Here is a 13,804-nt window from a genome sequence, read left to right as displayed (position 1 = left end):
CGAGAAGAGAGAGCCGAGCGTGCCAGCCGCCGTCCAGGAAACCCAGCTCTACTGCCTTGCCGACCGTACGTACTACGACACCCCCGACCGGCTGCCCGACGCCGACTCCCGCTACCGGCTCGCCACCGACCCGCCCCCGCCGGGCTGGCGCCGCCAATCCGTGGGCCTGTGGGCCTCGTTGACACCCGAGCACACCCAACCGGCCGAGCAGGGCTGGAAGATCCATGTGTCCACCGTCCCCGGCGAGGCCGAGGCCACCCTGCGGGACGTGGCCCGGATCTGCCTCCGGCACGGCGTACCGTTCAAATTCCTGCGCAGCGCACGGGCGTTGGCGCTGATGGCGGACAAGCACATGAACCGCGGCGGCGCGGGCAAGTTCATCGCCGTCTACCCGCCCGACGACACCGCCTTCCGGTCGCTGGCCGACGAGCTGTCCACGGCCCTGGCCGGGCGGAGCGGCCCCTACATCCTCAGCGACCTGCGGATCGGCGACGCCCCCGTGTACACCCGGTACGGCGCCTACGTGCCCCGCTGGTGCGCCGACGGCGAGGGCCGACGCGTGCTCGCTCTCCGGGACCCCTCGGGGAATCTCGTACCCGACGAGCGCGGTGTGGTCTTCCGTACGCCCGCCTGGGTCGAGGTGCCCCCGTTCCTGCGCCCGCACCTCGCGGCGCGCGCCGCCGCCCGCGACGACACCTTCCCGTACACGGTCACCGAGGCCCTCCAGTTCTCCAACGCGGGCGGGATCTACCTGGCCACGGACCGGCGGACGGGCCGCCGCGTGGTGCTGCGCGAGGCGCGTCCGCACTGCGGCCTCGACGGGGCGGGCGACGACGCCGTCACCCGGCTGCACCGCGAGCACCGGGCGCTGACGGCGCTGGCCGGACTCGACTGCGTACCGCGGGTGTACGGCGTACGGACCGTCTGGGAGCACCACTTCCTGATCGAGGAGCACATCGAGGGCGCCACCCTCCTGGACGAGATCGTCGCCCGCTTCGCCCTCGTACGCGGCGCGGACACGGCCGACGAGCTCGCGCCCTACGTCGCCTGGACCGAGGCGATGGCCGGCGAACTGACCCGGGCGCTGGACGCGATCCACGCGCGCGGCCTGCGCTTCGGCGATCTGCACCCCTCCAACATCATCGTCCGGCCCGACGGACGGATCGCCCTCGTCGACTTCGAGTACGCCACCGGGCTCGACGACCCGGACACCCCGCTCGCCGGGGCCCAGGGGCTCCAGGCACCGCCCGGCACCCCCGGGGCGGAGGCCGACGCGTACGCGCTCTGGGCGACCTGGCTCACCATGCTGATGCCGCTCACGGAGATGGCCGGGCTGGAGCGGGCGAAGGCCCTGACGCTGGAGAGCTGGGCCCGGCGGCGGTACGGGCTCGGGGCCGGGGCGGGCCCGCGCCGCCCCGCCCTCCTCCACGGCCTGGATGCCTCACGGCGGCGCGAGGCCGAGGTGGCGGCCCTGTTCGAGGGGCCGGACGTGGACTGGGCGGGCCTCCGCACCCGCCTGCTCGCCGGGGTGCGCGCCGGGGCCACCCCCGAACGGGCGGACCGCCTCTTCCCCGGCGGCCCGGGCCTCTTCACGACCGGCGGGACCGACCTCGCGAACGGCGCGGCCGGGGTCCTGTACGCCCTGCACCGGACGGGCGCCCCCGTCCCCGGGGAGTGGACCGACTGGCTCGTGTCCGCCGCGTACCGCAGGGACCCCGCCGCGCCGGGCGGCCTCTTCGACGGGCTGCCGGGCACGGCCCTGGTGCTCGCGCTCCTGGGCCGCGCCGAGCAGGGGCGGGAGCTGTGGGACCGGGCGGTGTCCGCCGCGCCCCCGGCCCCCTCGGCGGACCTGTTCACCGGGCGCGCGGGCACCGCCCTCGCCGCGCTGCGCCTGGCCCGGGCCCTGGACGGCCGGGCCCCCGACCCCCGGCTGACCGACACCGCCCTGCGCACCGCCCGCGAACTGGACCGGCTGGTACGGGGTGAGCCGGTGGCCGGGGTGCGCCTCCCGGAGTCGGCGGGGCTGCTGCGCGGGCTGAGCGGGGCCGCCCTGCTCCACCTGGAGCTGTACGCCCTGACCGGCGAGACCTGGCTGCGCGAGGCCGCCCGCACCGCCCTGGAACGCGAGGCGGGACACCTCGTCGCCCTGGACGACGGCACGCTCCAGGTGAAGGACGGCCGACGCCATCTGCTCTATCTGAACCAGGGCAGTTCGGGCGTCGCCCTGGTGGCGCAGGCGTACACCGCCCACCACGAGGACCCCGCCCTGAGCGCCCTGATCCCCGGCGTGCGCAAGGGCTGCGCCATGGAGTTCGTCCGCGAACCGGGGCTGTTCACCGGCCGGGCGGGGCTCGCCGCCACGGCCGGCCAGCTGTCGCCGGAGGGCCGTACGGGGCCCGAGGTCCTGGCCTCCGTACGCAACCTCACCTGGCACCTCATCGCCGACGGGGACCGGCTGCTGGTCCCGGGCGCCACCCTGCGGCGCTGCTCCGCCGACCTGGCCACGGGGGCGGCGGGGCTGCTGCTGGCCCTGCACTTCCTGTCTGCCGGAAAGGGCGATGAGGCGGAGGGGCCGAGGGAGGGCGGCGGCCTGCTGGAGCTGCTCACCCTGGGCTGACGGGAACACCCATGCGCGGGAGCGGGAGGATTCACGTGCGGGAATCCTCCCGCTCCCGCGCGTACAGACAGAGCAGCCGTGGCACTTCGTACAGCGCGGCGTGCGCGGTGACCTCCCCGGTCGGCGAGGTCACCGCCCCCGCGTCGATCAGCGACTCGACCGTACGGATCGCGGCCCGCTCCCCGCACCCCAGCGCCTCCATCGCCCCGTCCAGGGTGAACCCGCCGTCCTGCACGGCCCCGGCCAGCCGCCCCAGCGCCCGCCGGTCGTCCGCCGTCAGGTCCTGCCAGCCGGACGCCATCCGCAGCCGTACGGAGACATCCCCGGCGACCAGTTCGTCCAGGGCCGCCGACATATCGCCGAGCCGGTCCGCGTACTCCGCCAGCGGCAGATGCCGCAGCACCGACAGCCGCATCCCGCCCACCCCCACGGCCAACGGCAGGGCGCCACAGGCCCGGACGATCCGCAGGGCCGACCCCGGATCGGTCCGCAGCCGCCCGGCCCCGATCAGCTTGCCCAGCAGCTCCAGCGCCTCGCCGTCCGCCAGGGAGGCCAGGGCGATCCGGTGCACGGGGGCCAGCCCCGCCAGCTGCCCGCGCGCGGTGAGCACCACCGAGGACGGCCCGGAGCGGGGCAGCAGCCCCCGTACGGACGCCTCGTCCGGTACGTCGTCGAGGACGATCAACGCCCGGTGCTGCGACAGCCACTCCTGCCAGGCGTCCTCCGCGTCCTGCGAAACGGCCGCCGCGCCGCCCCCGGCCCCTTCCGGAGCCCCCTCCGGTCCCGCTGCCCCCTCCTGTCCCGCCGGAACGGGCGCCCCGGACAACCGCCCCAACGCGCCCAGGACTTCCGCCGGGGTACGGGTCGTGCCGTCCTCGCGGCGGACCCGGACGTGGAAGCGCCCGTCGGGGAAGCCGTCGCCGAGCAGATGGGCCGCCCGCAGGGCCAGCGCCGACTTCCCGGAGCCCGCGGGACCCGAGACGATCACCACGCGCTCGTCCGCCGAGCCCAGCACGGCCAGCAGGTCGCGGAGTTCCTCGCGGCGGCCGGTGAAGTCCCGGGGCGCTGCGGGCAGGGCCGTACGGCGCGAGGTGTTCCGGGTGTTCGCGGAGGGACGGGCGGCGCGGCCCCGGCCGAGCATCGCCCCGTACAGGGCCGCCATCGCCGGGCTCGGCTCAAGCCCCAACTCCCGGGCCAGTAACTGCCGGTAGTCGTCGTAGACCGCCAGCGCCTCGGCCTGCCGCCCGGACTGGTGCAGCGAGTTCATCCAGGCCGCCCGCAGCCGTTCCCGCAACGGGTGGCGCTCCACCAGATCGCGCAGGCCGTCCACCGCGACGGCGGCCCGGCCGAGCTCGATCTCGGTCTCGGCCCAGTCCTCGTACACGGTCAGACATCGGGCCTCCAGCCGCTCGGCCTCCTCCGCGACCCCGGTGGAGTCCCGCAGGTCGTTCAGCGGCGGCCCCTCCCACAGGTCCAGGGCCTCGCGCAGCAGCCGGGCGGCCGTCCGCAGGTCGCCGCGCTCCCCGGCGGCCCGCCCGGCGCGGGCCAGGGACCGGAAGCGCAGGGTGTCGAGCTCGCCCTCGTCGATGCGGAGCCGGTAACCGCCGCAGCCGTGGACGACCCGGTCCCGGCCGTCGCTTCCGGCACCGCCCAGGAGGGTGCGGGCGGCGCTGACGTAGACCTGGAGGTTCTTGCGCGCGGTGCGGGGAGGGTCCTCGGGCCATACCGCGTCGGTCAGCACATCGACGGGGACGGGGGTGTTGGGGCGGGCGAGCAGGGTGGCGAGAACGAGGCGCTGTTTGCGCGGGCCGAGCGGGAGCGGGTGGCCGTCCCGCCGGGCGGTGAGCGGGCCGAGCAGGGAGAAGTACACCGCGCCGGTGGGGGCCGGGCGGACGGGAGGTCGGATCATCAGCGGGCCTCCGGGAGCGGGGACGGGCGGCAGACTGGCGTACGTACCTGCCGATGCTGCCGCCGTACGGTCACCGGCACATCGGGGCCGGACCCGCATGTTCCGCCCGCACACCCGACCGAAACCGTCCGGCACCCCCAGGTTGTGGGGGCTCCGGCGGAACGGCCGGGTACGACCGCCCCACGCCGCCCCACGCCCCCTCGCGTCCCCTCAGGCCGGTTCGACCGCGCACTCCGCCGCGAACTCGCACAGCGCCGAGCGGTCCGCCCGGCCCGTCTTGCTGAGCAGGCTGGCCATGTGCTTCTCCACCGTGCGCGGCGAGATGGAGAGCCGCCGGGCGATCTGCTGGTTCCCCGGCCGCTCCGGGAGCAGTACGAACACCTCGTACTCGCGCGGGGTCACCCCGCTCGTCCGCAGCGACAGCGGGATGCGGTCCCAGCCGCCCCGGTGCTGGGTGACGCTCGCCCCCGCCTGCCGCAGCGCCGCCCGGCACGCGGAGGCGACGGGCTGCACCCCGACCCCGTAGAAGAACTCCTCGGCCCGCCGCAGCCACGCCACCGGATCGCCCCAGCCGTCGGTACGGGCCGCCTCCGCGACCAGGCGCAGACCCAGGTGACGGGCGACCGGAAAGGGCGCGGCCCGGGCGTCGAAGGAGGCCACCAGACGGGCGGCCCCGGTCCGGTCGCCCGCGCGGCCCAGCAGCACCGCCTCCGCCAGCTCCAGGAACTGCCCGTTCCAGGCGAGTTGGGCCCCGGGCGATGCGCGTACGGTCTCGAACTCCGCCCGGTCCGCCGCCCCCGCCAGCACCCGCAGGAAGGGCCGCAGCCCGTAACTCCCGCTCAGATAGAAGTAGCTGGGGTGGTCCCGCTCCCAGGCCAGCACCGCGTCCAGCCCCGCCAGGGCCCGCTCCCGGTCCTCCTCCAGGAGCGCCCCGATCGCCTTGCACAGCCCCAACTGGTGGGGTACGAGGAGGGATTGCTCACCGCCCGCCCGCCGGAAGGCCGCCAGGGAACGGTCCATCTCCCGCCGCCGCCCCCGGTGCGCGGCCATCGTGGCAGCGGAGAGCAGCAGATAGCGGACGGCCGAGTGGTTGCCGACCCGGGCGCTGGCCTCCAGTGAACGGTCGATGATCTCCTGCGCCTCGTCCCAGCGGGCGCACAGCACCGCGTTCATGGCGAGCAGCCCGTCCACCGTCTGGGTCAGCAGCAGCGCACCCAGCTCCGTGGCCGCCGCGCGGGCCGAGCGCAGCCGGGAGGCGTCCCCGGTCCGCATGAAGGCGTTGGCCCCCAGCCGCACCAGCGCCTCCACCCGCCAGACGGGCAGGGCGTGTTCGGTGGAGAGGACGAGCATCCGCTCCAGACAGGCGTCCGCCGCGTCGAACCCCTTCTCCCGCAGCAGCAGCGCCAGCAACTGCCACGCCTGGCAGGCGACGACGGGCAGCCCCTCCGCCTCGGCGATCTCCGCGGCCTCCCGGGCGGCCCGCTCGGTCTCCTCCGGGTCCCGGTGGTCCTGCCCCGGCAGCAGGGCGAGATGGCTGTCGGCGACGGCGAGCGCGGCCCGGCGGCCGGGCGCCGGTACCCGGCCGAGCAGGGCGCGGGCGGCGTCGATCTGGCGGGCCGCGTCCGCCGCCCGCTCGGCCATCACCGCCACCCAGGCGATCTTGATGTGGACCTCGCCGCGCCGGTCGGCGGCCTCCGTGCGCGCCGGTACCGGAGGAAGCGTTTCTGCCAGCGTCAGGGCGTTGTCCAGATCGCCGCCCTCGGCCCGCGCCACCGCCAGGGATTCGGTGATGGCCGCCCGGTCGGCGTCGGCGGCCAGGGGGCAGGCCCGCTCCAGCAGCACCACGGCCGAACCATGCGCCCCCGAGGCGAGCATCCGTCTCCCGGCCTCGGCGAACCGCAGCGCGGCCCCGGCCCGGTTGCCCGCGGCCAGGTGGAGGGAGGCGACGAGCTGCTGCCCGTCCTCGTCGAGCGGCAGTCCGGAGTGCTCGACGGCCCCGGCGGCGCGGCGGGCGAGCGAGGCGCGCTCGGCCGGGGCGAGCGAGGAGATCAGGGCCTCGGCGGTCAGCGAGTGCCGGAAGGCGTAACGGTCGGGGGCGGCCCCGTCGGGGGCGATCACGCCCGCCTCGACGGCGGACCGCAGATGGGTGAAGAGGGCCCGGTCCTCGAACCCGGTGACGGTCTGGAGCACCGGCACCGAGAACTGGCCGCCCAGGGTGGCCGCCGCGAGGAGCAGATCCCGGACCGGTTCGTCCAGCCGGTCCAGTCGCCGGGCCCAGCTGCGCACGATGCCCGAGGGGACCGGCCCCCCGGGGTGCTCGGCCGCCTCCCAGCCGCCGTCCCCCCGGCGTAACTGCCCGGTGTCCAGCAGATCCGCCAGCAGGACTTCCACCAAGTACGGGTTGCCGCCCGCGCGTTCGGTCAGCCGCCGGTGCACCACCGGGGGTATCTCCTCGGGCGCCGACTCCAGGCACGCCCCGGTCAGCGCCCGCACCTGATCGCCGCCGAGCGGTTTCAACTCCCGTACGGAAGCGGCCTGACGGCGCTCGGCGGAGCGTATGAGGTCGAGCGCGGCACCGGCCTCCGGGCGGCAGGTGCCCAGGAGCAGGATCGGCAGATCGGCGAGGTTGTCGATGACGTACTCGACCACCGCGACCGTCTCCGTGTCACTGTCGTGCAGATCCTCCAGCAGGATCGCGCACCCGGACTCCCGGCCCAGCACCGACAGCAGCCGCAGCAGCGCCTCCGCCAGCTCGATCACGGTCTCCGGGTAGCTGGGGGCCGCCTCCCGGCGCCACTCGGGGACCAGCCTGGCCAACGCCGGGTGGTAGGGCTCCAGTTCGGGATCGGTCGGCGTACCGGCGGCCCGGAAGCGGGAGGAGAGCGCTTCCACGAGCGGCCGGAACGGGACGACGAGACCGGTCGAGGTGGCCCGGCCGCGCAGTACGGGCATGCCCGATCCATAGGCCCGGTAGGCGCATTCGCCCACCAGCCGGGACTTTCCTATCCCCGCTTCGCCGAGGAAGAACAAGGCGCGCCCCGAACGCCGTCGTACGGCGTCCAGGGCGCTGCTCAGCAGGCCGATTTCCTCGTCCCGCCCGACGATGACCGGCGAAGTGGCTCGCATGGCCGCAGGCTACTGGAGTCGTAACTCATGCGGCAGTGTCCCAATGCGCCACATTGAGGGCCGAGATGTGGCTAAACGGGAATCATGGTGGTCCACGGCAGGTCGATGGTGTTGCCGAGGCCGGTCTCCGAGGCGCTGAGGAGCCTGTTGCGCATCCCCAGCCCGCCACCGATGCCGAGGGATATCTGCCCGGCCGGGTGGTCGTAGGCGCCCTCCTGGCCGAGGTCGCCGGAACCCTGCGACGCCGATTCGCTGATGTGCGTCATCTCTTCCTCATTCTCTGCTTGGTCGACAGCTTTTCGATACGGGCCGACAGGCTGACGGATCACGTATTACGCAGTGCTCATGGGCGAATTGAGGTGGGCGGAATGATGGAGGCAGCCGGAGCGGACGGGGTGGACGGAACAGAAGCAACGGATGGAGCTGGCGGAACAGAAGAAACAGACGGAACAGACGGAACGGGCGGAACAGATAGAGCCGACGGGTGGAGGAGCAGCGCGGAGCCGATCCGGTCGGGGAACCCCGCCCGCAGCAGTCCGTGCCCGATCCCCGCGAGGCCGGTGAGCAGCCCCGGGTGCGGTACGTGGCCGGGGGTCCCGCAGCGCGGTCCCTCCCGGTCGGCGGCGGCCAGCAGGGTCCCGGCCCGGCGCACCCACGCGGTGCGGTCGCCGGTCAGGGCCGGGTGGCCGAGCAGCTCCAGCAGCCCCAGCTCGCCGTGGCAGAGGCTGTCGTCGGCGAGTGCGGCGGAGTCCACGGGCCCACCGGCCCGCTCCGCCAGCCAGTCGGCCAGATCGGGATCGGCGAGCGCGGCCGGGCTGTCCGCGATCGCGAGGGCCACCCCGGTGGCCCCCTCGCACCAGGCCCGGCCCCCCGTCACCTCGACGGCCGCCCGGCGCAGGGCCCGCAGCCCCGCCGTACGGTACTGCTCACCGCCCCCCGCCCCGGCGAACCGCAGCAGCGCCCAGCCGATGCCCGCGCTCCCCTCCGCGAAGCCCCCGGCTGCCGGGAGCGTCGCGACGGCGAGCCGCTCGGCGCAGCGCTCGGCACCCCGCCAGGCTTCGGCCCGGCCGGTGGTGCGGTACACCGCGAGCAGGGAGGCCAGCCCGCCGGCCGCCCCGCCGCGCACCCCGTGCCCGGTCTCGGCCGTACCCGCCGCGCAGGCCAGCAGGGTGGCCGGGCCTGCCCAGCCCCGTACCGTACGGTCGTCGAGCAGCGCACCCACCTCGGCCAGGGCGTACGCGATGCCGCCGAGGCCCGCGAAGGCCCCCGAGCCCAGCACCGCGAGGTCGTCCATCCGGCCGTGCAGCGCGTCCAGCAGCCCGGGCACCGGGGCCAGCGCCTCGCGGGCCGCCTCGGCGTACCGCTCGGCGCCGGTGAGGGCGGCCAGTTGGGCGAGGAAGAGCGCGGGACCCGTGTAGCCGCTCGCGAGGTCGGCGGCCATCGGCGTGAGGCGCCAGTGGCGTTCGCCGAGCAGCTCCAGCCCGATCCAGTTGGTGCGGCCCTCGTGCCGGTAGGCGAGCGAGACGAGCTGATCGCCCACCGACCGTGCGGCGGACAGGAGTTGCTCCGGCTCGGGGGCCGTCGCCGCCGTCCGGGCCCGGGTGCCGCCCGCCGCCCGGTGCGGGGGTTCGGGGGAGGTGGACACCATCGCGATCCGGATGATCCGTTCCTGGTCCTGGCGGTCCACCGTGTCCATGGCCCGCACCTTCGCCTCGACCCGGGCGAGCCCGGTGGGCCCCGGCGCGACCGGCACCCCGCGACCGGTGCCGCTCCACAGCTCGGCGGTGCCCGGCCGGGTGAGGAAGACCGGCACGTCACCGGCCCACAGCTGCTCGATCTCCGCGTCCTCCAGACCGGGCAGCGCGGGCACGCCCAGGGTGGGGGTGTGCAGCAGGGAGAGGACCCGGTGGCGTTCGGCGGAGCTCCGCATCAGGTCGGGGTGGGTCGACTCGTCGAGCAGGGTGGTGTACGTCCAGGTCGGCCGGGCCACCACCCGTACCTCGTCCTGCGTGAACCCGCTCAACAGGCCCCTGGGCCCCAGCAGTTCGTCACGGTGGTCGCTGATGGCGGTGTACCCGGCCCGGAACCCCTCGCACAGGGCGTCCGTGTACGCGGACGGGTCGACCGGACTCCCGTCCAGCCGGGGCCGGTTGGCCGACGCGGCGAACCGGCCGGAGCGCCGGACCAGCCGCATGGAGTCCGTACCCGCCCCCGTCCAGTCGGCCGTCTCGATCGGACAGGCGGCGGCCCGGCCGCCCCCGATGGCGGAGACGTCGAGCGCGGCCGAGTCCCCGACCAGCAACTGCGGCAGCAGCCCCACCCGGTGGACCGAGGCGTGCAGGGCCCGGGCGGCGGGGTCGGAGGAACGGGCCTGGGGAAGCGGCGGATGGAAGAGGGTCTCCACATCCACCAGCACCGGCTGCGGCCCGCAGGCGATCAGGTTCTCCTGGTGCAGATCGGTCCCGTCCAGCAGATGGAGCAGGGCCAGCAGCGCCCCCTGGCGCCGGTAGAAGAGCCCGGTCTCCGCCGCCGACGAGCACGGCCGCTCCTCGACGAACTCCACCCACCCGTACTCACCCCGGTCCAGCACCCGTAGAGCCCGCAGCCCGGGTGTCCCGGGGAGCGAACCGAACCACTCCAGCAGGGAGTTGAAGTGCCGGTGCGCCGCGAGCGGACGCGGCTTGTAGACCAGCCGGGTGCCGTCGGCGAATCGCAGCAGCATCACCGACCGCCCTCCGCGATGACTGTCCCCGGCCCCCGCCTCGACCCCGGACAGCGCCCCGGGCCCCGGCACGGCTCCATCCGCCCTCGCCCCCCGGTCGCCCAGCACCCCCGAGGCCACCAGCAGCGCCCGGTCGTCGGCGAACCTGCCGAGCATCTCCGTGAACGCGTCGGCGGCGGCGAGGCTCGCCCGCGCCAGGATGCGGGCCAGTACGGGATAGGCGGTGACGAGGGCCGCGAGCCCGTCCCGCCCCGCCACCAGCCGCAGGAAGTCCCGGAACCGCTCCTCGGGCCCGTCCCCGTCCAGCCGCCCGGCCCGCCGCGCCTTGTGCAGCTCCAGCACGAGCGTCCGCGCCGCGAGCCGGGCCAGGCGCCGGGTCAGCTGGGACCGGAAATCCTCCAGTACGGGGGCGAGCCCGACGGCCGTCCCGCCCCGCACGGCGTTGTTCGACGGCGAGGCCAGCAGCCGCCCGGCGGCCCGCTCGGCGAACGGGGCCACGACGAGGGCGAATCCGGTGAGCCCGGGGTACTCCCGCTCGGGGACGACGGCCTCGGCGGGCGCGGCGGCGATGACGTCCCGGACGAAGACGGCCCAGTCGGGCTCGCCGGTGGGAGGCTTCCCGACGACTCCGGGGTGCCACCAGGGGGAGGGTGTGCCGTGGGGGGCGGCGGGGGTAATGCCGGGTGTGGTTCCGGTTCCGTTGGTGGGGCGGGTGCTGGTGGTGGCGGTGCGGGGGCGTACACCGGAGGCATGGGCTCTGTTCGCGCTCACGACCCCGGCGGTCCCGTTCGCGGCCGGGGGAGCGAGACGGACAGCGGCCTTCGTACGGCTACCGCCGCTGACATCGCTGTCGCCACCGCCACCGCGACTGACATCGCCGCTGCCGCCGCTCCCGCGCCCGCCCCTGCCGATCAGTTCCTCTTCCGCCTCCGCCACCGCACCTCCCAGGTCGGGGACGGCCCACCGGACCGCCCGCGACCATCCTGGCGGGGGAGGACCCGGGGCACATGGGGGAGTTGCCCCCATCTTTCGCCCTCTGGCCCTCCGGCCCCTCACACCGCCCGGGGCGGAGCCGTGGACCCCCGGATCATCAGCTCGGCCGCGATGGTGGCGATGCCCCCCGGCGGCGGGTTCTCCTTGCCCATGGCGATCCGGCCCGCCCGCGCGCCCGCCTCGAAGAGCGGCAGCCGTACGGTCGTCAGGGCGGGGACGGCGTCCACCGAGAACGGCAGGTCGTCGAAGCCCGCCACCGAGATGTCCTGCGGGATGCGCAGCCCCCGGTCCCGTACGGCCGCGCAGGCGCCCAGCGCCACGGTGTCGTTGGCGGCGGCGATCGCGGTCACGTCCGGGGCCCGGCGCAGTATTTCGAGGGTGGCCTCGTACCCGGAGCGCCGGTCGTAGGGCCCGTGCACGGTGAGCCGCTCCTGGTAACCGGCCCCCGGGTCCCCGGCCCCCGAGTCCCCGGGCTCCGCTTCGATGCCCGCGCCCCGCAGGGCCTCGCGGTGGCCCTCCAGCCGGTGCCGGGTGGTGGTCCGGTCCGGGGGCCCGGCGACGTAACCGATCCTGCGGTGGCCCAGCGCGACCAGGTGCTCGGTCAGCCGGCGCCCGCCGCCCCGGTTGTCGAAGGCGAGCGCGGCGACGAGCGCGTTCCCGTCGGAGAGCGGGGGCCGCCCGCAGAAGACGATCCGGGTGCCCGCGTCGGCGAGCCTGGCCAGCTTCGCGGAGATCGCGGCCTGGTGCGCCTCGTTCTCGACCGCGCCTCCGGTGAGGACGACGGCGGCGGCGCGCTGGCGCTGGAGGAGGGTGAGGTAGGTGAGCTCGCGCTCGGGGGAGCCGCCGGTGTTGCAGATGACGGCCAGCTTCTCGCCGCCCGCCCGCCCGGAGCCGTCGCCGGGCCCGCCGATCTGGGTCTGCGCGGCCCCGGCCATGATCCCGAAGAAGGGGTCCGCGATGTCGTTGACCAGGATGCCGACGAGGTCCGATGTGGCGGCGGCCAGCGAGCTGGCGGGTCCGTTGAGCACGTAGTCCAGGTCGTCCACCGCGCGCAGGACCCGCTCCCGGGTCGAGGCGGCGACCGGGTAGTTGCCGTTCAGCACACGGGAAACGGTGGCCGGGGACACCCGGGCGCGAGCCGCCACGTCCGCCAGGGTGACTGTCATCGCTGTCCTCCGTGAGGTCATGGGCGGCCCCCTCTTGTCCGGCCGCTGTCGGCAGGCTAGCGTCCTCTCGCATAGAAAGCGCTTACTACGGCTGTACGCCGACAGGGAGGGAACTTCGTGACACGCAGGACAGTGCGCATCGCCATGAACGGCGTCACGGGTCGCATGGGGTACCGGCAGCATCTGGTGCGCTCGATCCTCGCGATCCGCGAGCAGGGCGGCCTGGACCTCGGCGACGGCGAGGTGCTCTGGCCCGAACCCGTCCTTGTCGGCCGCCGTGCCCACGCCCTGGAGGAACTGGCGGCCCGCCACGGCCTCACCGAGTGGTCGACGGACCTGGACGCGGTGCTCGCGGACGACACGGTCGACATCTACTTCGACGCGCAGGTCACCTCGGCCCGGGTGGAGGCGGTCAAGAAGGCGGTGGCGGCGGGCAAGCACATCTATACGGAGAAGCCCACGGCGACGGACACCGCGGGCGCTCTCGACCTGGCGCGCCTCGCCCGGGACGCGGGCATCAAGCACGGCGTGGTCCAGGACAAGATCTTCCTGCCGGGCCTGCTCAAGCTGAAGCGCTTGATCGACGGCGGCTTCTTCGGCGACATCCTCTCCGTCCGAGGGGAGTTCGGCTACTGGGTCTTCGAGGGCGACTGGCAGGAGGCCCAGCGCCCCTCGTGGAACTACCGCGCGGAGGACGGCGGCGGGATCGTCGTGGACATGTTCCCGCACTGGGAGTACGTGCTCCACGAGCTGTTCGGCCGGGTCACCTCCGTGACGGCTCAGGTGCGGACGCACGTTCCGCGACGCTGGGACGAGCACGGCAAGCCGTACGAGGCGACCGCCGATGACGCCGCGTACGGGATCTTCCAGCTGGCGGGCGGGGCGGTCGCGCAGATCAACTCCTCCTGGGCGGTACGGGTGCACCGCGACGAGCTGGTGGAGTTCCAGGTGGACGGCACGCACGGCTCGGCGGTGGCGGGCCTGCGCAACTGCCGCGTACAGCACCGCTCTTCGACGCCCAAGCCGGTCTGGAACCCCGACCTCCCGGTCACCGAACCCTTCCGCGACCAGTGGCAGGAGATCCCGGACAACCAGGAGTTCGACAACGGGTTCAAGGCGCAGTGGGAGCTGTTCCTGCGCCATGTGGCGCTGGACGAGCCGTACGCGTGGGACCTGCTGGCCGGGGCGCGGGGCGTCCAACTCGCGGAACTGGGCCTGAAGTCGTCCGCCGAGGGCCGCCGCTTCGAGGTCCCGGAGCTGACGCTGTGACG

7 protein-coding genes are annotated in these 13,804 nt (G+C 74.9%); 2 read left to right on the top strand and 5 right to left on the bottom strand.

Annotated features, from left to right (window positions below; translation table 11 throughout):
- Window positions 1-19: 19 nt before the first annotated feature.
- Window positions 20-2,617 carry a serine/threonine protein kinase gene (locus B7C62_10360; protein ID ARF72632.1) on the top strand — a complete coding sequence of 866 codons (2,598 nt, stop codon included), beginning with the start codon at window positions 20-22 and terminating at the stop codon, window positions 2,615-2,617.
- Between the two features lie 31 nt (window positions 2,618-2,648).
- Here the strand turns inward: B7C62_10360 and B7C62_10355 are convergent, their stop codons facing one another.
- From B7C62_10355 to B7C62_10335, 5 genes are all read right to left on the bottom strand, one after another.
- Complete coding sequence (locus B7C62_10355; protein ARF72631.1) at window positions 2,649-4,526, bottom strand: AfsR family transcriptional regulator; 1,878 nt, start codon at window positions 4,524-4,526, stop codon at window positions 2,649-2,651.
- A gap of 210 nt (window positions 4,527-4,736) precedes the next feature.
- Window positions 4,737-7,652 (bottom strand): LuxR family transcriptional regulator, encoded by a 2,916-nt coding sequence (locus B7C62_10350; protein ID ARF72630.1) that lies wholly within the window; start codon window positions 7,650-7,652, stop codon window positions 4,737-4,739.
- Window positions 7,653-7,723: 71 nt separating this feature from the next.
- Window positions 7,724-7,918 (bottom strand): hypothetical protein, encoded by a 195-nt coding sequence (locus tag B7C62_10345; protein ID ARF72629.1) that lies wholly within the window; start codon window positions 7,916-7,918, stop codon window positions 7,724-7,726.
- Window positions 7,919-7,995: 77 nt separating this feature from the next.
- Window positions 7,996-11,400 carry a LanM family lanthionine synthetase gene (locus B7C62_10340; GenBank protein ARF72628.1) on the bottom strand — a complete coding sequence of 1,135 codons (3,405 nt, stop codon included), beginning with the start codon at window positions 11,398-11,400 and terminating at the stop codon, window positions 7,996-7,998.
- A 26-nt stretch (window positions 11,401-11,426) separates the two neighbouring features.
- Window positions 11,427-12,533 carry a LacI family transcriptional regulator gene (locus tag B7C62_10335; protein ARF72627.1) on the bottom strand — a complete coding sequence of 369 codons (1,107 nt, stop codon included), beginning with the start codon at window positions 12,531-12,533 and terminating at the stop codon, window positions 11,427-11,429.
- Window positions 12,534-12,650: 117 nt separating this feature from the next.
- On the opposite strand from B7C62_10335, the gene B7C62_10330 reads away from it, so the two are divergent.
- The gene (locus B7C62_10330) at window positions 12,651-13,802 is read left to right on the top strand and encodes an oxidoreductase (GenBank protein ID ARF72626.1); all 1,152 of its coding nucleotides are present in this window, start codon (window positions 12,651-12,653) and stop codon (window positions 13,800-13,802) included.
- Window positions 13,803-13,804: the final 2 nt, after the last annotated feature.

The sequence above is a fragment of the Kitasatospora albolonga genome (assembly GCA_002082585.1).
GTDB lineage: Bacteria > Actinomycetota > Actinomycetes > Streptomycetales > Streptomycetaceae > Streptomyces > Streptomyces stephensoniae.
This window is presented reverse-complemented; position numbering and strand designations above follow the sequence as displayed.